The organism is Phenylobacterium sp. LjRoot219, assembly GCF_964252995.1.
Lineage (GTDB): Bacteria > Pseudomonadota > Alphaproteobacteria > Caulobacterales > Caulobacteraceae > Phenylobacterium.
Window position 1 is genome coordinate 2,596,926 of record NZ_CAXUQI020000001.1, and the last position, 19,957, is coordinate 2,616,882.

Annotated in this window: 21 protein-coding genes and 1 pseudogene; 14 read left to right on the forward strand and 8 right to left on the reverse strand. The window is 70.4% G+C overall.

What is annotated here, in order from left to right; translation table 11 throughout:
* Positions 1-16: 16 nt before the first annotated feature.
* The 4 genes from ACSQ14_RS12725 to ACSQ14_RS12740 all read right to left on the reverse strand — a co-directional run bounded on the left by ACSQ14_RS12725 (position 17) and on the right by ACSQ14_RS12740 (position 4,068).
* A complete protein-coding gene (locus ACSQ14_RS12725) occupies positions 17-1,039 on the reverse strand; it encodes a HupE/UreJ family protein (protein WP_436013271.1) in 1,023 nt (340 codons plus the stop codon).
* Positions 1,036-1,956, reverse strand: a complete 921-nt coding sequence (locus ACSQ14_RS12730; protein ID WP_436013273.1) for a peptidyl-prolyl cis-trans isomerase — start codon at positions 1,954-1,956, stop codon at positions 1,036-1,038. Before ACSQ14_RS12730 ends, ACSQ14_RS12725 begins: the two co-directional genes overlap by 4 nt.
* A 218-nt stretch (positions 1,957-2,174) precedes the next feature.
* A complete protein-coding gene (locus ACSQ14_RS12735) occupies positions 2,175-3,191 on the reverse strand; it encodes a DUF2889 domain-containing protein (RefSeq protein ID WP_436013275.1) in 1,017 nt (338 codons plus the stop codon).
* A 166-nt stretch (positions 3,192-3,357) separates the two neighbouring features.
* Entirely contained in the window at positions 3,358-4,068 is a 711-nt protein-coding gene (locus ACSQ14_RS12740; protein ID WP_436013277.1) for a division plane positioning ATPase MipZ, read from the reverse strand.
* A 94-nt stretch (positions 4,069-4,162) separates the two neighbouring features.
* Between ACSQ14_RS12740 and ACSQ14_RS12745 the strand changes: the two are divergent.
* Positions 4,163-4,255 (forward strand): annotated as a pseudogene (locus ACSQ14_RS12745) (hypothetical protein); the annotation flags it as partial.
* Positions 4,256-4,264: 9 nt separating this feature from the next.
* Here the strand turns inward: ACSQ14_RS12745 and ACSQ14_RS12750 are convergent.
* Entirely contained in the window at positions 4,265-4,780 is a 516-nt protein-coding gene (locus ACSQ14_RS12750; RefSeq protein ID WP_436013279.1) for a VOC family protein, read from the reverse strand.
* Between the two features lie 167 nt (positions 4,781-4,947).
* Here ACSQ14_RS12750 and ACSQ14_RS12755 point away from each other — a divergent pair, with 167 nt between their 5' ends.
* Positions 4,948-5,844, forward strand: coding sequence for an SDR family NAD(P)-dependent oxidoreductase (locus ACSQ14_RS12755; protein ID WP_436013281.1), 897 nt, complete (start codon positions 4,948-4,950; stop codon positions 5,842-5,844).
* Between the two features lie 17 nt (positions 5,845-5,861).
* Here ACSQ14_RS12755 and ACSQ14_RS12760 read toward each other — a convergent pair whose 3' ends face one another.
* Both ACSQ14_RS12760 and ACSQ14_RS12765 read right to left on the reverse strand, forming a co-directional pair.
* Positions 5,862-6,284: a DUF2147 domain-containing protein gene (locus ACSQ14_RS12760; protein ID WP_436013283.1), complete on the reverse strand. Its 423-nt coding sequence runs from the start codon at positions 6,282-6,284 to the stop codon at positions 5,862-5,864.
* A 24-nt stretch (positions 6,285-6,308) separates the two neighbouring features.
* On the reverse strand, positions 6,309-7,019 hold the full coding sequence (locus ACSQ14_RS12765; protein ID WP_436013285.1) for a TetR/AcrR family transcriptional regulator: 711 nt from the start codon (positions 7,017-7,019) through the stop codon (positions 6,309-6,311).
* Between the two features lie 179 nt (positions 7,020-7,198).
* On the opposite strand from ACSQ14_RS12765, the gene ACSQ14_RS12770 reads away from it, so the two are divergent.
* From ACSQ14_RS12770 to ACSQ14_RS12800, 7 genes are all read left to right on the forward strand, one after another.
* Positions 7,199-7,522: a 2Fe-2S iron-sulfur cluster-binding protein gene (locus tag ACSQ14_RS12770; RefSeq protein ID WP_436013287.1), complete on the forward strand. Its 324-nt coding sequence runs from the start codon at positions 7,199-7,201 to the stop codon at positions 7,520-7,522.
* A gap of 30 nt (positions 7,523-7,552) precedes the next feature.
* A complete protein-coding gene (locus ACSQ14_RS12775; protein ID WP_436013289.1) occupies positions 7,553-8,770 on the forward strand; it encodes a cytochrome P450 in 1,218 nt (405 codons plus the stop codon).
* Positions 8,771-8,909: 139 nt separating this feature from the next.
* Positions 8,910-9,578 (forward strand): alpha/beta hydrolase family protein, encoded by a 669-nt coding sequence (locus ACSQ14_RS12780; RefSeq protein WP_436013291.1) that lies wholly within the window; start codon positions 8,910-8,912, stop codon positions 9,576-9,578.
* A gap of 160 nt (positions 9,579-9,738) precedes the next feature.
* Positions 9,739-9,921 carry a hypothetical protein gene (locus ACSQ14_RS12785; protein WP_436013293.1) on the forward strand — a complete coding sequence of 61 codons (183 nt, stop codon included), beginning with the start codon at positions 9,739-9,741 and terminating at the stop codon, positions 9,919-9,921.
* Between the two features lie 60 nt (positions 9,922-9,981).
* On the forward strand, positions 9,982-10,701 hold the full coding sequence (locus ACSQ14_RS12790) for a beta-ketoacyl-ACP reductase (RefSeq protein ID WP_436013295.1): 720 nt from the start codon (positions 9,982-9,984) through the stop codon (positions 10,699-10,701).
* A 160-nt stretch (positions 10,702-10,861) separates the two neighbouring features.
* On the forward strand, positions 10,862-11,902 hold the full coding sequence (locus tag ACSQ14_RS12795) for an MBL fold metallo-hydrolase (protein ID WP_436013297.1): 1,041 nt from the start codon (positions 10,862-10,864) through the stop codon (positions 11,900-11,902).
* 42 nt (positions 11,903-11,944) lie between these two features.
* Positions 11,945-12,619, forward strand: coding sequence for a peroxiredoxin (locus ACSQ14_RS12800; protein WP_436013299.1), 675 nt, complete (start codon positions 11,945-11,947; stop codon positions 12,617-12,619).
* Positions 12,620-12,633: 14 nt separating this feature from the next.
* Here ACSQ14_RS12800 and ACSQ14_RS12805 read toward each other — a convergent pair whose 3' ends face one another.
* Positions 12,634-13,179 (reverse strand): TetR/AcrR family transcriptional regulator, encoded by a 546-nt coding sequence (locus ACSQ14_RS12805; RefSeq protein ID WP_436013301.1) that lies wholly within the window; start codon positions 13,177-13,179, stop codon positions 12,634-12,636.
* A gap of 80 nt (positions 13,180-13,259) precedes the next feature.
* On the opposite strand from ACSQ14_RS12805, the gene ACSQ14_RS12810 reads away from it, so the two are divergent.
* The 5 genes from ACSQ14_RS12810 to ACSQ14_RS12830 all read left to right on the forward strand — a co-directional run bounded on the left by ACSQ14_RS12810 (position 13,260) and on the right by ACSQ14_RS12830 (position 19,943).
* Entirely contained in the window at positions 13,260-15,212 is a 1,953-nt protein-coding gene (locus ACSQ14_RS12810) for a hypothetical protein (RefSeq protein WP_436013303.1), read from the forward strand.
* A 67-nt stretch (positions 15,213-15,279) separates the two neighbouring features.
* On the forward strand, positions 15,280-15,972 hold the full coding sequence (locus ACSQ14_RS12815) for a protein-L-isoaspartate(D-aspartate) O-methyltransferase (protein WP_436013305.1): 693 nt from the start codon (positions 15,280-15,282) through the stop codon (positions 15,970-15,972).
* 100 nt (positions 15,973-16,072) lie between these two features.
* On the forward strand, positions 16,073-16,510 hold the full coding sequence (locus ACSQ14_RS12820; RefSeq protein WP_436013307.1) for a CBS domain-containing protein: 438 nt from the start codon (positions 16,073-16,075) through the stop codon (positions 16,508-16,510).
* A gap of 140 nt (positions 16,511-16,650) precedes the next feature.
* Entirely contained in the window at positions 16,651-17,715 is a 1,065-nt protein-coding gene (locus tag ACSQ14_RS12825) for a glycosyltransferase family 4 protein (protein ID WP_436013309.1), read from the forward strand.
* A complete protein-coding gene (locus ACSQ14_RS12830; RefSeq protein WP_436013311.1) occupies positions 17,712-19,943 on the forward strand; it encodes an amylo-alpha-1,6-glucosidase in 2,232 nt (743 codons plus the stop codon). Before ACSQ14_RS12825 ends, ACSQ14_RS12830 begins: the two co-directional genes overlap by 4 nt.
* Positions 19,944-19,957: the final 14 nt, after the last annotated feature.

The window sequence follows — 19,957 nt, forward strand, 5'->3', positions numbered from 1 at the left end:
GCACTCCGGACATGGCCTAGGCGAACGCCGCGACGGTGCGTTCGATGAACCAGAAGCTGGCGAAGCCGCCGATGGCGTAGGGCGGGACGTAGCGGAGGGCGTCCCACCTCGCAGGCCAGCCCGCCGGCAGCCGCGCGCGCAGGCGGCCGAGCGCCAGCATGGCCAGCACGCAGACCGCGACGAACAGCAACTGCCCGGCCTCGACGCCAAGGTTGAATAGCAGAAGCGACATCGGGATCGCGTCCTGCGGCAGGCCGACCTCGGCCAGGGCCCCGGCGAAGGCGAAGCCGTGCAGCAGGCCGAAGACGCCGGCGATCAGCCCGGGATGGCGGCTCGCCAGTCCGCCCTGCCCACGCCGGTGCGCGATCAGCTCGGCGGCGACGAAGACGATGCTCAGCGCGACCAGCGCCTCGATGACCGCCGAGGGGACGTGGACCCAGCCGATCGCGGTCGCCGCCAGGGTCAGGCTGTGCGCCAGGGTGAAGGCGGTGATCGCCTCGACCAGCCGCCGGCGCACGCCGACCAGCAGCAACAGGCCGAGCACGAACATCAGGTGGTCGACGCCGCCGAGGATGTGCTCGACGCCGAGCCGGAAGTAGGCGGGTACTGCGTGGCTGCGGCGATGTTCGAAGTCGACCCGCAGGCTCGGCGCGTGGGGCTTCAGCACGGTCTCGAACGCCCGGCCGTCGGCCAACCGGACGCTGACCAGGGCGTCGGTGATGGTCCGCTCCAGTCCCTCGACCCGCAGGGTGCTGCCGATCAGTGCGGCCGGCGCGGCGTCGACCGACCAGCTGCGGATCAGGAAGGCGGGCGTCGCGAACTGCTCGGTCGGCCGCCCCGCAAGCCAGCCGTTCGACAGGTGCGGGACCAGCCGCACGGCCATCTCGCCGACCACCGGCTGCTTCCAGGTGACGGTGAAGTGCTGCGGCCCGTCCTGGCGGATCTCCAGATAGGCCGGCCGCACCTCGTGCGCCGCCGCGCCGGCGGCCAGCGCCAGGCCGAACGCGAAGGCCAGCACCGCGGCGAGCAGTCGCCTCACGGCCGCGCCCCGGTGTCTTCCCGCACGACCGTGAAGCGCGCCTTCAGGCGCTCGAAGCTCTGGCGGTTGGCCGCCTCCTGCTCGGCGATCGTCAGGTCGGCGCGGACCCGGTCGCGCACCGTCTCCAGCGGCAATTGCCTAGCCGGCTCGGCCGCCTGCACCCGCACCAGGTGCCAGCCGTAGGCCGAACGCAGCGGCCCGACCCAGCGGCCGGCCGGCGCCTCGAACAGCCGGCGGCTGAACTCGCTGTCGCCGAACAGCCGGGCGACCTGCTCCTGGTTGAGGCTGGCGAAGTCATAGAGGTCCGGGAAGCTGTCGCCGCGCTCCGGCGCGCGCACCGTGGCCGCCGGCAGCTGCGCCAGGGTCGCCTCGGCTCGCCGGCGCGCGGCGGCCGCGCCCTCGGCGTTGTCGGCGAAGAACACATGGCTGAAGCTCACCGCGGCGGGCGCGGCGTAGCGAGCGCGGTGCGCCTGATAATAGGCGCCGGCCTCGGCCTCGGTCGGCGGGCGCGGCATCGCCACGTCCTGCTGCAGGAACTGCACCTTCTGGACGATCCGGCGGCGCACGATCGGGTCGTCCTGATCGAGCTTGCGCGCCAGGCCTTCGCGGTAGAGCACCTCCTCGTCGATGTAGAGGTCGACCAGCTGGGCGAGTGCGGCCGCGGTCGGCTCGGCGCCGTATTCGACCTGGTAGGCCGCCGCCAGCTGGCGCACCTGCTGGGGCGTGACGACGATCCGGTAGTGGTCGGTCTGCCGCCGGTGATGCTCGGCGGCCGCGAACAGCACCAGGCCGATCAGCAGGAAGTGCAGCAGCGGCTCGCGCAGCGCGCGGCGCGCGGCGCGCCAACGCCGGTCCGCCCGCGGCGCAGGCGCCTTCGCCGTCTTGGCGCTCGTTCTCGCCAGCGCATCCGCATCCATGGCGGCCGCCCTCCCCGGTCTTTCGCCGAAGCTTACTGCAGCGCTGTCGGAAAAAGCGATCCCCGTTCGGCAAACAACGGGACGGAGCGACCCCCCGTCTCGGCGCTCTGCGCCGATCCACCTCCCCCGCTGCGCGGTGGAGGAGCGGGTCGCTGCTCCCCCGCGTGCGGGGGAGCTGTCGGCGAAGCCGACTGAGGGGGCGTTCGGCGCGGCCGTCGCTAAGCCTGCGCCAAGCCCCCGTGCCGCTGCAGCCGGCCGACCAAAGCCGGCGCCTCGGCCAGCGAGCGCACCGCGTCGTTGAGATGGGTGCAGCCGGCGGTGCCGCGCAGCTCCGCCAGCACGGTTTCACGCAGCTCGTCGATCCGCGTGCCCAGCAGCCGGGTCAGGTTGTGCCCCGCCGACGGGCACTCCGGGAACGGCAGCACCCGAGGATCCGCCGCCAGCGAGGTGATCCGCAGGCTCTGCGGGTCGGCGGTGGCCGTGAGCCGGTACTCGTGCAGCACCATCCGTCCGCCGTCCGGCGTGGTGGAGCTGTCCTGGAAGGCGGCGTCGATGACGATCTCGTCCTCCAGCCGCACGTCGATCCGCCGCGCCCGGCGCATGCCGACCGCGCCGTCCTGCTGGGTGAAGGCGTGCCAGCCCTCCGGGTCGTCCGGGCGGCGCAGGTCCGGCGCCGGAGCCCCGCTCGACACCGTCCGGTCCGGCTCGAGCGCGCTCGAGCCCGGGGCGAAGCCGATGCAGACGCCTTCCATGGTGTGGCCGGCCCCGCCCCGTTCCTTCATCGCCTGGCGCATCTGGGCGCTCCAGTCGGGCTCCCACTGCGACCAGGACCAGCCGGCGACCAGGCTGGCGCCGGAGATGTCGTCGAGGATCAGGTAGAGCGGCGTCGCGCCCAGCCGCTCCTGCGGCAGGATCTCGTTGAGCAGCACGCGCAGGTGCCCGCCGCCGCGCTCGCCGACCAGCCGCGACAGGTCGACCCGCTCGGGCTCGGCGCGGATCGCCATGATGGTGCGGTCCATCCGCACCTCGGCGGCGAAACCGTCCTCGGCGCAGACGACCGGCGCGCCGGCGAGCGGCGTCACCAAATCGCGCGCCCGACCGACCAGACGCATGTTCCCGCCGCGCCCTTCCGGCCAGGAGACGTCGATACTGGAGGTGCGGCGCGCGGAGCCCGGCGCCCGCGGCGGCGCATAGCCCGCGGAGTTCTTCGGCGGCGGCGGCAAGTGCTTACCCATCGGCCGAGATCCTCCTGACGCCGCCTGTGAGCCAGGCCAGCTTGATGAGATCGCCGCCCGCAGCTGTTCGCAGCGGCGACGACTTTTTCTCATGCTGGGAGCGCCCGGACCGGATGTCCAGGCGAGACGGCATCGCCGGAGCGATCAGGCCGAGAGCATCAGCCGTTCAGGCCTGGGCCGTGCGGGCGAACGGCGGCTCCTCGGCGCGCCGCGGGGCCTCGCCCTGGACTAGGTCGATCACGTCGGCCACGTAGCGGGCGGTGTTCTGCCGGGCGGCGGCCGCCCCGAACACGCCGTTGGCCTCCAGCGCGTCGAAGCCGCCGAAGTGGAACAGGGCGCGGAACGCCTCCTTCTCCAGCAGCGGCGTCGGCAGGATCTGCACGTCGGCGGCGCGCAGCTGCTCGACCACGGTCTTCAGCATCTTCGGCTTCACCGCCGCCGGCACCCGGGTCAGCAGCGCGCGGTGGGGCAGTTCGCGCCCGCCGCGGCGGGCGAACAGCTGCACCATCTCGGCGGCCTTGATCGCCTCGCGAAGGTCGAGCTGCGAGCCGGCGACCGGGGTCAGCACCAGGTCCGGCCGCAGCGCCGCCAGCACCACCGCGCCGCGCTCGGTGCCCTCGGTGTCGAGGATGAACCAGTCGGGATTGCGCCGCTGGGCCTCGCGGGCCGCGTCGCGGATGTCCGGCACGGTCGGCGCCGGGTGCACGCTGATCTTCTCGCGGTGCTGCAGCCCGGCCCAGTGGACCAGCGGCTTGTTCGGGTCGGAGTCGATCATCGCCACGCGCAGACCGCGATCGGCCAGGCCGAGCGCCAGCGCCACGGCGGCGGTGGTCTTGCCCGCCCCGCCCTTGGGACTGATGAAGACGACGTTCGGCATATTCGCTCTTCCTGCGGCTCTCGTCCCTTGGAGCCAGCAAGTCAGGCGCTTTCGTGTCCCGCGTCCCGCGACACGAGGTCCCAGACCACCTCGTCATCCCGGCCGCAGCGCAGCGGAGAGCCGGGACCCAGGGGCGGCGCGTACGGCCCCTGGTCCCGGATCGGCCTTGCAGGCCGTCCGGGATGACGGATCTAACTCAGTTCCCCGGCACGCCCTCGAAGAAGGCGACGCCGCCGGCTTCCGGCAGGATGTACTCGATGTAGTGGCCGAGTTCCGGGGCCTCGATGATGCAGGTCCGCAGGAAGCCGGGCGTGTGGCCCTTCGAGAGCACCTTTACCCCGCCCCGCTCGAGCTCCGCCTCGAGCGCCGCCCAGCCGGCCGCGTCGTGCACGAAATAGCCGAGGTGGTGGAAGCGGATGGCGAAGGCCCCATCCTCCGGCAGGCCGACCTGGAACAGCTCCGAGCCCGGCCCGGTCGCCTGGGTGACCTCGAGCAGCGCGCCGCCCGCCCAGGCGAACTCGACGCGGATGTGGCCGCCGGCCGGCAGCGCGCCTTCCATGCGGCGGAACTCCTTCACGCCGTAGCGCTCGGTGAACACCGCCATCGCGCGCTCGATGTCGTTGGTGACGTAGGCGATCTGGAAGTGGTCGTTGCGGTACAGGCCGGCGCCGGGCGCGAAGGCGGCGGGCGGGATGTTCAGAAGCTGGCTCACTTGGGTTTCCTCCACCCTGGTTCGTCCGCTGCGCGCGGCTAGATAGTGATCGCTATCTTGCTGCCGCGCCGGCGCTTGCGCAAGCTCGGCCCGGCCGATGGCCGCTTGCCGGCGTGGCGATGGCGAGGGATCGTCGAGCCAACGAACAAAAGCACAAGGGTGGAACCATGGGGCTGCTGGAAGCGCACGCCGGGCTGGCCGGCAAGGTCGCGGTCGTGGTCGGCGGCTGCGGCGAGATCCAGGGACGGGCGATCACGCTGGCGCTCGCCAAGGCCGGGGTGACCGTCGCCGCCTGCGACATCGACGAGCCGGCCGTGGGCGCCATCGTCACTGAGGTCGAGGCGCTGGGCGGGCGGATCCTGGCGACCCACGCCGACGTCGCCGATCCGGCCGCGCTGGACGCCTTCTACGACCGGGTCGAGGCCGAGTTCGACCGCCTCGACATCGTCGTCAACCTGGTCGGCGGGGTGAAGCGCTCGCTGTTCCTGGAGACCACCCGCGAGGACAACGCCCGGGATATCCGGCTGAACTACGGCTACGTCATCGACAGCGTCCGCCGGGCCGCGCCGCTGATCCGCAAGGGCGGCCGCGGCGGAAGCATCATCAACTTCACCACCATCGAGGCGCACCGCGGGGCGGCGACCTATGCGGTCTACGCCGGGGCCAAGGCGGCGACGACCAACTTCAGCCGCGCCATGGCCGTCGAGCTCGGCAAGGACGGCATCCGCGTCAACCTGATCGCGCCGGACACCGCGCCGGCGCGCACCTCCAACCAGGCGCTCTATCCGGCGGACTTCGAGCGGCTCGCCGCGCTCGGCCCCGAGGCGCTGCAAGAGTCGATCAAGTTCTACGTCCCGCTGAAGGAGCCGCCGGGCGTGGACGACATCGTCAACGGAGTCCTGTTCCTGGCGAGCGACCTGTCCAAGGGGATCAGCGGTACGACGCTGCACATCGACGGCGGCACCATCGCCGCGCTGGGCTTCCTCGACTGGCCCGGCGGCGACAGCTTCATGCCCGCGCCGCTCGGCGGCACGCTGGCGCGGCTGTTCCCGCAGGACGGCTGATCGAGCGCGCTAGCGCGCTAGCGCGCGGCTTCGGCCGCGGCCATCCGGGTCCAGACCTGCTTCTTGCAGAACGCGCCGGCCACCAGGCAGCCGCGCGCCTCCATGTGCTCGTCGTCGATCAGCCGGGCCGTGCCGGTGAAGGTGCGGTTGATGTCGGGCACGTACACCTTGCCGCGCCAGCTCGAGCCCGAGCTCGATGGGGCGAAGTCGCGCAGCAGCTGCAGACCGACGAGTTCGCGGCCGCTGCCTTTGCGGACGTCCTCCTTGGCTCGCTCCGAGGCCCAGACGACATAGCCGCAGGCCGAGCCGCCGCAGGGGCGGATGTCGACGTGGACGCTGTTCTTGGGATTCTTCCAGCGCCCGAACAGGTCGGCGGCGGACGCCGGGGCCGCGCCCGCCAGGCCGGCGAGCACGACGAAGATGAGCAGCAGCTGTCTCACGAACGCCTCCGACGCATCGGCCGGTCAGGCGGCGATCGCCCTCCGGCAGAATTCCCAGATATCCTCAGCCAGCTGAACGCGCCGTGACCGGTCCGGTTGGCCCAGTTCCTCGGCCAGCAGTTCCGTATGCACGGTCGTCGAGACAAGATTGTAAACCAGCGCCGCGAGCCGTTGCGGCGCGTACTCCCGCACCACGCCCGCCGCCATGCCGTCCGACAGCTGCTGGGCGATCAGGCCGATCAGCGGCCGCAGCGCCGCCTGCAGATCAAGCGGCCGCGCTTCCGCCAGCCGCAGATGCTCGCGGCTCATCGCCGCCCCGCGCCGGTCGCTCTTGTCGAGATCGACCTCGCCCGTCCGGGTGCCGAGCACGATGCTCATGACGATCAGCTTGAGCCGCGCCATCGGGTCGGCCACGCCCTCGACCTGGTCGCGGAAGTGCTCGGCGGCGAGCCGGATGGTCTGCTCGAACACCGCCACCACCAAGTCGTCCTTGCCGGAGAACCGTTCGTAGAAGGCCCGTCGGGACAGGCCCGTGCGCGCCAGCACCGCACGGATGGTCAGCCCTTCCAGCCCGGCTTCGTCGAGCAGGTCGTAGGCCGCCTCGACGATCTGCTGGCTGCGCTCCAAAACCGGCTCGCCGCCCGCCCGCGCCGCGCGGTCAGGCGACGACGTCGGCCGCTCGAGCGTGGCCGCCTCGGCGGCGTGATCCGGGACGTTCGGGGTCTTGCGCGTCATGACCCCTTTCCTCTCAGGAGTTCGGGACGGCGGCAATGGCGCGACGCCTTGCCGGCCTGCGATCGGTTGACATCGCCGGCCCCACCGCGCGTAATAGGACGAGAACAATGTTCTCGGGCGCGATGATTGCGCTTAGACGAGAACGCAGTTCTCACGTTAAGGTTCAAGAGGCAGCGCAGATGGCCACCGTCACCTTTGTCGAGCACAGCGGCGCCCAGCACGAGGTCGTGGTGCCGAACGGCGATTCCGTCATGCAGGGCGCGATGCGCAAGATGCTCGACGGCATGGTCGCCGAGTGCGGCGGCGGCCTCGCCTGCGCCACCTGCCACTGCTACGTCGACGACGCCTGGATCGCGCGCGTCGGCCCGGCCTCCGAGATGGAGCAGCAGATGCTGGATTTCTCCAGCAACGAAACCCGACCGGGTAGCCGGCTGAGCTGCCAGATCATCCTCAGCGACGAACTCGACGGCCTGGTCGTGCGCCTGCCGGAATCGCAGTTCTAACTGCACGCCAAGATCGAAGGAGAAAAGACGATGGGAGACGCCCAGACCCTGGCCAAGCCCGTTCCGGCCCACGTGCCGCCGGAGCTGGTCCATGCGATCGGCCTCACTGAGGGGCCTGAATTCCTGGCCAACCCCTACGCCTTCATGGCCGGTCTGCACGACCGGCTGCCGCGGATCTTCTACAGCCCCGCCGAGCACAACCCGGGCGCCTGGCTGCTGACGCACCACGAGGACTGCTACTTTGTGCTGCGCCATCCGGAGCTGTTCAGCACCGCCGGCGCGACGCCGTTCCCGCGCGATCCGAACAACTACTTCTACTTCATCCCGCTGGAGATCGATCCGCCGGAGCACCGCAAGTACCGGGCGATCCTCGACCCGATGCTGTCGCCGCGCGCGGTCGCCAAGCTGGAAGCCAACATCTACGCCCGCTGCAACGCGTTGATCGACGACTTCATCGACAAGGGCGAAGTCGAGTTCACCAAGGCGTTCGGCCGTCCCCTGCCCGTCTCGGTCTTCCTCGACCTGATGGGCCTGCCGCAGGACATGCTCGACACCTTCGTCGAGTGGGCGATGACCCTGCTGCACGGCCAGGACCGCGCCGCCTCGGGCCGGGTGATGGGCGAGATCTCCACCTATCTGGCCCAGGTGATCGTCGAGAAGACCGCGAACCCGGACGAAGGCGCGATCAGCGCGATCATTCAGGCCCGGCCGGAAGGCGAGCCGCTGACCGAGCGGGAGATCTTCGGCTTCACCTTCTTCCTGTTCATCGCCGGCCTCGACACCGTGTTCGCGGCGCTGAACAACATCTTCGTCTGGCTGGCGCAGAATCCGGATCGGCGTCGCGAGATCATCGACAACCCGGACAACCTGAACAACGCCGTCGAGGAGCTGCTGCGGGCCTTCGCCGTGACCTTCTCGGGCCGCACCCTGACCCAGGACTACGAACTGCAAGGGGTGCAGCTGAAGAAGGGCGACAAGATCACCAGCATCCTGCCGGCCGCCAACTTCGACCCGGCGGTCTTCCCGGACCCGACCAAGATCGACTTCAACCGGCCGCGCAAGCCGCAGCTGGCGTTCGCCGGCGGCGTGCACAGCTGCATGGGCGCGCACCTCGCCCGGCTCGAGGTCAAGGCCTGCATCGACGTGTTCCTGAAGCGGATCCCCGACTTCAAGCTGAAGGACGGGACCGAGATCGAGTACTGGCCGGGTGGCGTCGTCGGCCCGAAATCGGTGCCGCTGGTCTGGTGACCTTCTAAGCCCGTCATCCCGGACGGCCGACAGGCCGATCCGGGACCCAGGGCCGCGCACACCGCCCCTGGGTCCTCCGCTGCGCTCCGGCCGGGATGACGGAGCTTTTCGGTGCGCTGTGCGCCGCTATGCTGGCCGCATGGCCGCCGAACCGCTTTCCATTCCGATTTCCGACGGCGCGACCGTCTCCGGGCTGTGGCAGGCGCCGCCGGACGCCCGCGCCTGCCTGGCGCTTGCCCACGGCGCCGGCGTCGGCATGGCGCACCGGGCGATGGCCGCGCTGGACGACGGGCTCGCCGAGCACGGCGTCGCCACCCTGCGCTACCAGTTCCCCTACATGGAGCAGGGCCGCAAACGGGTGGACTCGCCGGCGCTCGCCCAGGCGACGGTGCGGGCCGCGGTCGCCGTTGCGCGCGAGCAGGCCGCGGGCCTGCCGCTGTTCGCCGGCGGCCGCTCGTTCGGCGGCCGGATGACCTCCCAGGCCCAGGCCCAGGCGGCGCTGGAGGGCGTCCGCGGGCTGGTGTTCTTCGCCTTCCCGCTGCACCTCGCCGGCAAGCCGGCGATCGAGCGGGCGGCGCACCTGGCCGAGGTCGCCGTGCCGATGCTGTTCGTCCAGGGGACCCGCGACGCCCTGGCCGATCTCGGCCTGCTCGAGGGCGTGATCGCCGAGCTCGGCGCGCGCGCCACCCTGCAACGCGTCGCCGACGCCGACCACTCCTTCCACGTGCCGGCCAAGACCGGCCGCAAGGATCCTGAAGTGATGGCCGAGGCGCTCGCCGCGGCGGCCGCCTGGATCGTCGCCCACTGACCCGCGGCGCCTAAATTTCCGGCGCCCCGCCGCGAGAACGGGCGGCGGAACGCTCAACCCACCTACCTGCGACAAACTGTCCACCAGAAGACAGAACATCGATCCGCGAACAGCCACTGTAACGAGGTGTCATTCACCTCACGCGGGTGTGGTCGTCGTCATGTCTGAGTATCGCCTCTACTTCCTGGACGCCGAAGGCCGCCGACTCGGCGCCTTCGACTTCGCCAGCACCGACGACGATTGCGCCCAACACGCAGCCGAGCAGTTCGGCTGTCATCGCGGCGCCGAACTCTGGTGCGGCGAGCGTGAGGTCGGCCGCTGGCTGGACACGCCCTGTCACTAAAGGTCCGCGCACGCGCGGCATGACAGTTTTCCCTCAACTGAAACAGGCACGGAGAGACATATGGCGCGAGTAGCGTTCGTAACGGGTGGCACCCGGGGTATCGGCCGATGCATCGTCGAGCGGCTGAAAGCTGACGGCTTCAAGGTGGCCGCCGGCTACTCGGGCAATGAGGAGGCCGCCCAAGCCTGCGCGAACCAGCTCAACGTCATGCCGGTGAAGGGGAACGTCAGCGTTTTCGAGGACTGCCGCAGGGCGGTCGAACTGGTCGAGAAGGAGCTCGGCCCGATTGACGTGCTGGTCAACAACGCCGGGATCACCCGCGACGGCGTGTTCCACAAGATGTCGTCCGAACAGTGGGGCGAGGTGGTCCGGGTGAACATGGACAGCCTGTTCAACATGACCCGCCAGGTGATCGAGGGCATGCGCGAGCGCGGCTACGGCCGGATCGTCAACATCTCCTCGATCAACGGCCTGAAGGGCCAGGTCGGCCAGACCAACTACTCGGCCGCCAAGGCCGGCATGATCGGCTTTACCAAGGCGCTGGCGCTGGAAAACGCCAAGAAGGGCGTGACGGTGAACGCCATCGCTCCCGGCTACGTCGACACCGAAATGGTCCAGGCGGTGCCGGAGAACGTGCTGCAGGCGATCATCGCCCAGATCCCGGTCGGCCGGCTGGCCCGGGGCGAGGAGATCGCCGACATCGTCTCCTATCTCGCCGGCGAGCGGGCGGGCTACGTCACCGGGGCGACGCTGAGCATCAACGGCGGCCAGCACATGTAGTCACCGGCCGGGGCGCTCAGGGGCCCGGCGGGCTCCTGAGCCGCCCAGGCCGATCGCCGCGAATGGCCCAGCTTCGGGTGTGGCGACGCCTCGCGGGTTAATTGATTCCGCTTCGAGCCAAGCGGATAATCGCGTTCTCTGGGTCAAGCGGGCGCACGCGATGCTCTACGAGCAAATCCGCACCGGCGGTTGCCTGTCCTACCTGATCGGCTGCCCGCAGACCTGCGCGGCGGCGCTGATCGACCCAGAGCTGCACCAGATCGACCGCTATCAGGGGCTGGCGGCGCGCCACGGCCTGCGGGTGCGCTACATCATCGACACTCACACCCACGCCGATCACTTCACCGGCGCGCGACAGCTGGGACGGATCTTCGACGCGCCGGTGGTGATGCACCGCGACAGTCCGGCGCCGTTCGCGGACCTGCGGCTGGAGGACGGCGACACTCTGCGGATCGGCGACCTGCGGCTGGTCGCCATGCACACGCCGGGGCACACTCGCGATTCCATGTGCCTGCGGATCGACGGGGCGGTGTTCACCGGCGACACCCTGCTGATCGGCGCCACCGGCCGCACCGACCTGCCCACCGGCGACGCCGAAGCGCTGTGGGACAGCCTGTTCAACAAGCTCCTGAAGCTCGACCCAGCCACCACCGTCTATCCGGCGCACGACTACAAGGACCGCTGCTCGACGACGATCGGCGACGAGCTGGCGACCAATCCGCGGCTGGCCCAGCGCGACCCGGCCGCCTTCGTCGAGATGATGCGCCAGCTGAACCTCAGCGCCCCGACCCACCTGACCGAGGCGCTGCGCACCAACATGAGCGGCGGCAAGACCATCGACCAGCTGCTGGCCGAGAGCGCCGCGACCATCCCCTTCCTGTCGCGGACCGAGCTGAGCGCGCGGCTCGCGCAGCGGGACAATGACTTCGTGATCCTCGACGTGCGCGAGCGCGACGCCTTCGAACAGGCGCACATCCCCGGCGCCCGCCACCTGCCGCGCGGCCAGCTGGAGCTGCGGGTCAACGACGCCTTCCCCGACCCGACGGTACGGATCCTCGCCTACTGCGAGTTCGGCAAGATCTCGACGCTGGCGGCCGCGACCCTGCGCGAGCTGGGCTTCGCCCGCGCCGTGGCGCTGGACGGCGGGATGAAGGCCTGGCGCGACGAGGACTACCCCATCGAGGCGGGCCCCACGCCATGAGCTCCCGCCCTTCCCCCACGGCTTCACCTTGAGGAGGCGAGCATGACACTTCGCATCGGCGACGAAGCCCCGGACTTCGAAGCCCAGACGACCGAAGGGCCGATCCGTTTCCACGACTGGCTCGGCGACTCCTGGGGCGTCCTGTTTTCGCACCCGAAGGACTTCACCCCGGTCTGCACCACCGAGCTCGGCTACCTGGCCAAGCTCGAACCGGAGTTCGCCCGCCGCAACATCAAGGTGCTCGGCCTCAGCGTCGATCCGGTCGAGGACCACACCCGCTGGCTGGACGACATCGCCGAGGTGACCGGCCATAAGCCGCACTATCCGCTGATCGGCGACCCGGAGCTGAAGATCGCCAAGCTCTACGACATGCTCCCCGCCGACGCCGGCGACACCTACCAGGGCCGCACCGCGGCGATGAACCAGACCGTCCGGACGGTCTATGTGATAGGCCCGGACAAGCTGGTGAAGGCCTCCCTCGCCTACCCGATGAGCAGCGGACGCAACTTCGACGAGGTGCTGCGGCTGCTGGATTCCTGCCAGTTGACCGCCCAGCACAAGGTCGCCACCCCGGTGAACTGGAAGCAGGGCGAGGACTGCATCATCGTCCCGGCGGTCGCCGACGAGGAGGCCCGCGAGCGGTTCCCGGCGGGCTGGAAGACGGTCAAGCCCTACCTTCGGCTCGTGCCGCAACCGGGCGGCGCGCCCCGCACCTGAGGGCGGCGCCGCGGCTAGGCCGGGTCTTTGATGCCTGGCCTGGCGGGCGAAATGCCGGTGCGATCGAGTACGTCGGCCATGAAGTCGATCGGCGGCGGCGTCTCCTGGCGCAGCCACCAAGTCAGCAGCTCGACGATCACCGTCACGCCGAGCACCACGCCGAGGTCGCCGGGCAGCCAGCTGTTCGCCCGGGTGGCGACGTCCTGCCGTCCACGCTGCAGCATCTCGTCGCGAACGAAGCCGGCGGCCCCGGTCAGCAGGGCGGACCAGGTCACCCGGTGCTGATCCACGTAGGCGAAGATGGCGCGACACGCCGCCCGTGAATCGACCGCGTCGTAGACCGGCGTGGTCAGGTCCGAAAGCCGCGCGACCTCGCTCGCGGCGAGATCCCGCAGCAGCGCGTCCTTGTTCGGGTAGTGGCGGAAGTAGGTCGTGTAGCCGACGCCGGCCTTCGCCGCGATGTCGCGAACCGTGACCTGCTCGAGCGGAGCGCCCTCGAGCAGATCGAGCAGGGCTTGGCGGAGGCCTGCCCGGTTGCGGACGACACGCGCGTCAGTCATGCCCACCGTTCGTTGACTTTCGGAACACCGTATTCCAAAAAATACCTAACACGGGTCGATCAACGACCGGGAGGAAAATCATGCCGTCGAGCGCAGACGACGCCAACGTGGCCGTCACCGAGGCTTCCGTAGACCCGCTGTTCAACGCCCCCTTCATCGAGGTCGACGAGTGGCGGAGCGAGCCGGCTCCGCACCGCTATGTGCACGGCGGCTTCAAGGGCACCGAAGCCCGCTTCTCGTTCTACTTCCCGCCGCCGGAGCGCTACCAAGGTCGCTTCCACCACAACACCTATCCGCTGGCGGCGACCTCGGACATCGCGCCCTTCCCGATCGCCTTCGCCGTCGCGACCGGAGACCTGGGCTTCACCCTCGATAGCGGCGCCTATTACGTCCAGACGAACAACGGCAGCGCGTTTAGCCGCGCCGCCGCCGATCCCAGCGTCGCCGCCTACCGGGTGAACGCTGCAGCCGCCAAGTACTCGCGGGTCCTGGCGGCCGAGATGTACGGCGAGCATCGCGCCTTCGGCTATCTCTATGGCGGCAGCGGCGGGGCCTACCAGACCGTCGGCGGGGCCGAGCACACCAGCGGCGTGTGGGACGGCTTCATGCCGTTCGTGATGGGCAGCAACCACGCCACGCCGAGCAACTTCACGGTGCGGTTGCATCCGCTGCGGGTGCTGCGGCGGCGCAACAAGCTCGCGGCGGTCATGGACGCGATCAGTCCGGGCGGCGGCGGCGACATGTACGCCGAGCTCGACGAGGAGGAGCGCGCCGCCCTGCGGGAGGTCACCCTGATGGGCTTCCCGCCGCGCGGCTGGTATGCCCACGAGACCCAGGGCAGCGGATACTTCGCCGACATCCAGGGCGTGATCCCGCAGCTCGATCCGACCTACCTCGACGATTTCTGGAGCAAGCCCGGCTACCTCGGCAGTGACCCGGCGGCGGCGATCCACGCCGATCGCTTCCAGTTCGACACCACCGTCGTGCGCGTCAGCGACGGCGCGCCGAAGCAGTTCGAACTGGCCGAGGTCCCGGAGCGGCCGTTCGCCGACGCGCACCTCGTGCTGCTCACCGGCGCTTCGGCCGGTCGCAGCGCGGCGATCGCCAGCGTGACGGGCCGGACGATTCAGTTCGCCAACACCACCGACCCCGCCATCGTCGAGGCCTTCCGCGCCGGCGACGCGGTGCGGATCGACAACGCCTGGGCGCTGGCGATCCAGACCTACCAGCGCCACCAGGTCCCGCCGAGCCCGGACGAATACGGCTGGAACCAGTTCCGCGACGAGCGCGGCGCGCCGCTCTACCCGCAGCGCCAGATGCTCATCGGCGAGATCTTCACCCGCTCGAGCCTGGGCACGCTGATGAGCGGGCGGGTCCACGGCAAGGTGCTGCTGGTCCAGAGCCTGATGGACATCGACGCCTTCCCCTGGTTCGCCGACTGGTATCGGTCGCAGGTCGCCGCGGCGATGGGCCCACAGTTCGCCGACGATTTCGCGCTCTGGTTCATCGACCACGCCCAGCACGACAATCCGCTGACGCCGCTCGCCCGGGCCCATGCGGTGCGGCTGTCCGGCGCCCTGCAGCAGGGACTGCGGGATCTGGCCATCTGGGTGGAGACCGGCGTCCGCCCCTCGGAGACCCGCTACCGCGTCGTCGACAGCCAGGTCGAGATCCCGGCCACCGCGGCGGAGCGCGGCGGCGTGCAGCCGGTCGTCGAGCTCAGCGCCAACGGCGGCCTGCGCGCGGAGGTCGCCGCCGGCGAGCCCGTCAGCTTCAGCGGCCGGATCGAAGCGCCTGGGGGCCGGGGCACGATCGTCGCCGCGGACTGGGATTTCGAAGGCGCCGGCGAGTTCGCCACCTCCGCCAGCCTGGCCGCGACGGAAACTAGCGTCACGGTGACGGCGACCCACGCCTATTCCAAGCCGGGCGTCTATTTCCCGGTCCTGCGCGCCGCCGCACAGCGCGACGGCGACGCCCAGACACCTTACGCGCGGGTCGAGAACCTCGCGCGCGCCCGGATCGTGGTCCGCTAGCCGCCGGCGGCCGTTAGCAGACGGAACGGCGGCGACGCCGATCCGTTTGCTGGCGCGGGAGGAGTCCATGACGGACGCCTTCGAAGCGCGCGAGCTGATGGTGGAGCGCCAGTTGGCGGGCCGCGGGGTGAGCGATGCGCGCGTGCTGGCGGCGATGCGCGAGGTTCCTCGCGACGCCTTCGTGCCGGACACCCTGCGCGAGTTCGCCTACGCGGATCGGCCGCTGCCGATCGGCTGCGGCCAGACCATCTCCCAGCCCTACATCGTCGCCCTGATGATCGAGGCCGCCGGCTTGCGCCCCGGCGACCGGGTGCTCGAGATCGGCGCCGGCTCCGGCTATGCGGCGGCGGTGATGAGCCGCATCGCCGCGCGGGTCTACGCGATCGAACGGGTCGAGGCGCTCGCCGTCGCCGCGGCCGAGCGGCTGCAGCGGCTGGGCTACGACACCGTCGAAATGCGCGTCGGCGACGGCACCTGCGGCTGGGCCGAGGCCGCGCCGTTCGACGCCATCCTGGTGGCCGCCAGCGGCCCGGCGGTGCCGCCGCCGCTCGCCGACCAGCTGCAGGTCGGCGGCCGGTTGGTGATGCCGGTGGACGAGGACCCGTACGGCCAGCGCCTGGTCAAGGTCGTCCGCCGCGGCCCTGACGACTTCACCGAGCAGGGGCTGTGCGGCGTCGCCTTCGTGCCGCTGATCGGCGCCCACGGCTGGGCGGAACCGACGCGAAACACCTCCCCCACACCGCCTACGGTCGGCCTTTGACGCACTGCAGCGCGGAAGGCGCCGCTCGCGGCGGAACATCACCCCGGAGCCGCCGTTAGGGCCTGTTGCTGGGACGAACTGACAGTCGATGGAGGTCTCGATGAGAATTTCGGAGTGCATGAGCCATGATGTGCGACTGGCCCGGCCGAGCGATACGATCCAGTCCGTCGCCAGGATGATGGCCAACATCGACTGCGGCTGCCTGCCGGTTCAGGAGAACGACCGGCTCGCCGGCATGATCACCGACCGCGACATCGCCATCCGCGCAATCGCCGAAGGCAAGGGTCCCGACACCCCGATCTCCGAGGTGATGAGCCGCGACGTGATGTACTGCTATGAGGACGACGACACCGAAGACGTCCTGCGCAACATGGGCGACATCAAGCTGCGCCGGTTGCCGGTGCTCAATCGCGACAAGCGGCTGGTCGGCATCATTTCGCTGAGCGACCTGGCCACCGGCGGCGAACGCCCGCGCGCCGGCGAGGCGCTGCAGCACATCGCCGAACCCGGCGGGCCGCACACCCAGACTCTGCACTAACCCCGCCCGCTCGCCCGCCGCCGCGCGGTACGCCTGGTGGCGGGATGGGCTTGAAATCCGATGGGCCGGCGGAGGGTCGCCCCTGCGCCTTCGTCGGGCCCGATTTTGCCGCTGCGTGCGGCCGCCAGTCCGAGGTCGTAATGAGGATCGCCCAAGTCTCCCCGCTTTACGAAGCCGTCCCGCCGCGCCTCTACGGCGGCACAGAGCGGGTCGTGGCGAACCTCTGCGACGCCCTCGTACAGCTTGGTCATCACGTCACCCTGTTCGCCAGCGCCGAAGCCCAGACCGCCGCCCGTCTGGTGCCGGTGCGCGACCGGGCGATCCGGCTCGACCCGGCGCCGCTGAAGTCGGACCTGGCCGCGCACATGCACCAGCTGAGCGAAGTCCGCGCCCGCGCCAGCGAGTTCGACGTCATCCACTTCCACACCGACATGCTGCATTTCCCATTCTTCGAGGACCTGGCGCACGGCACCATCTCCACCCTGCATGGCCGGCTGGACCTGATCGATCTGCCGCAGGTCTACGAGCGCTGGCGCGCCTTTCCGCTGGCCTCGATCAGCCACGCCCAGCGCAAACACCTGCCCAACGCCAATTACGCCGGCACGGTGCATCACGGCGTTTCGGTGGACCTCTACGACTTCTATCCGGAGAGCCGCGGCTACCTCGCCTTCCTCGGCCGGATCTCGCCGGAGAAGCGGCCGGACCGGGCGATCTCGATCGCCAAGCGGCTCGGCCGGACATTGCGCGTCGCCGCCAAGGTGGACCAGCTCGACCAGACCTATTTCGAAGAGAAGATCGAGGCGCTGCTGCATCACCCGCTGATCGACTTCGTCGGCGAGATCGGCGACCGCGAGAAATCCGACTTCCTCGGTGGCGCGGACGCCCTGCTCTTCCCGATCGACTGGCCCGAGCCGTTCGGCCTGGTGATGATCGAAGCCATGGCCTGCGGCACCCCGGTGGTGGCGTTCGACTGCGGCTCGGTGCGCGAGATCGTCGAGCCCGGCCTGACCGGCTTTGTCGTCTCGACCGAGGAGGAGGCCGCCCAAGCGGTGGAGCAGGCGGTGCGGCTCGACCGCGCCGCCATTCGCAAACGGTTCGAGGAGCGCTTCTCGGCCCCGGTGATGGCCCAGGGCTACCTGGAACTCTACGCGCGCACCAAGTCCCTGCGCGGGACGACGTTCGTACAGAAGGCGCTAACCGCGTGAACGTAGACCAACTCGCACCCCACCTCGAAGCGCCCATCGAATGGGGCGAGATCGAGGAGCCGCGCGTCCCGACGCGGATGTTCGCGCTGAAGGACCGCGACACCTTCCTCGTCGCCGACGCCTACGGCGACGTCATGGGATCGAGCGACGGCCTGTTCCACGACGACACCCGCATCCTGTCGCGCTGGCGCATGCTGTTGGGGACGATCGCCCCGACCCTGCTGTCGGGCGGGATCAGCCAGGACAACGTGCTGTTCACCGCCCACACGCTGAACAAGGCCTTGCCCGCGCCGGGCGGGCCGCTCAGCCCTCCCGGCGTGCTGCATATCGAGCGCAAGCGCTTCCTGTGGGAAGAGCGGCTCTACGAGCGGGTAGAGATCGTCAGCTACTCCGACGCCGAGATCCAGCTGCCGCTGACGTTCGAGTTCGACGCCGACTTTCGCGACATGTTCGAGGTGCGCGGGGCGCTCCGCCCGCGACGCGGCGACAAGCGGGATCCCGAGGCGCACATCGGCTCGGTGCGCTTCAGCTACTGCGGCCTGGACGGCATCGACCGGACCAGCGTGATCGCCTTCTCCGACGTCCCGGCCAAGCTCCTGCCGCACCGGGCGGAGTTCCTCTACACGCTGAAGCCCGGCGGCCGGATGGAGCTGTTCATCGAGATCAGCGCCCAGGAGTGTCAGCCGCCCAGCCGTGAGCGCTACCGCGCGGCGGCGGCCCGCGCCCGCTTCGCCATGCGCGCCCGCCGGCGCCAGGGCGCGCGGCTGAGCACCAGCGGCCGGCTGTTTAACGGCTGGATCGCCAAGTCGCGGGCCGACCTCGCGCTCTTGACCACACCGACCGAGACCGGCCCCTACCCCTACGCCGGCATCCCCTGGTTCTCGACCGCCTTCGGCCGCGACGCGATCATCACCGCCTGGCAGACGCTGTGGTTCGAGCCGTCCCTGGCGCACGGGGTGCTGACCTATCTCGCGGCCCATCAGGCCGACGAGATCTCGGACTTCCGCGACAGCCAGCCCGGCAAGATCATGCACGAGCTGCGCCGCGGCGAGATGGCCGCGCTCGGCGAGGTGCCGTTCGGCCGCTACTACGGCGGGGTCGACACCACGCCGCTGTTCATCTGCCTGGCCGGCGCCTACGCCGACGCCACCGGCGACCGGCGGACCATCGACCGGCTGTGGCCGGCGCTGGAGCGCGCCGCCGGCTGGGTCCACCGTCGCACCAAATCCAATCCCAACGGCCTGGTGGATTACGCCCGCGCCGCGGAGAGCGGCCTGTCCAACCAGGGCTGGAAGGACTCCGGGGATTCCGTGTTCCACGCCGACGGCCGCACGCCGAAGGGGCCGATCTCGCTCGTCGAGGTGCAGGGCTACGCCTACCTCGCCTACCTCACCATGGCCCGGTTCTGCGCCGAGCGGTGCGACCTGCACGCAAGCGCCGACTGGGCCCGCCGCGCCGAGCAGATGCGCGAAACGGTCGAGCGGCTGTTCTGGATGGAGGACGAGGGCTTCTACGGCATGGCGCTCGATGGCGACGGCGAGCTCTGCCGAGTGCGCGCCTCCAACGCCGGCCACCTGCTGTTCTGCGGCCTGCCGAGCCGCGAGCGCGCGCACCGCGTCGCCGAGGCGCTGCTGTCGCCGGACTTCGCCTCGGGCTGGGGCATCCGCACCCTGGCCACCGGCCAGCCGCGGTTCAATCCGATGTCCTACCACAACGGCTCGATCTGGCCGCACGACACCGCGCTCTGCGCCATGGGGCTGGCGCGTTACGGCGAGCGCGACGGAGTGGTCCGGCTGGTCTCGACACTGTTCGAAACCGCCTCGGAGCTGGAGATGCGGCTGCCCGAGCTGTTCTGCGGCTTCCCGCGCTCGGCGGGCGAACCGCCGGTGCCCTATCCCGTCGCCTGCCTGCCGCAGGCCTGGGCGGCCGGTTCGGTGTTCATGATGCTGCAGGCCTGCCTGGGCCTGAGCGTCGACGGCGTCAGCGGCGAACTGCTAGTCGATCATCCGCGGCTGCCGATCGGCATCGACCGCTTCCACGCAGCCGACCTGCAGGTCGGCCGCGAACGCACCAACCTGCTGTTCGAGCGCGAGGGCGCGGGGGTCTTCGTCAGCAGCTCGTCGCCGCGGGTGCCGCTACGCGTCATTCCCGACCCCGATGCGCAACGGATCGACCGCCGGGCGCCCTTCCCGCCCGCCAAGCTGGTCAGCCCGCACGGGGCGGCCTGAGCCGCCGCGACTTC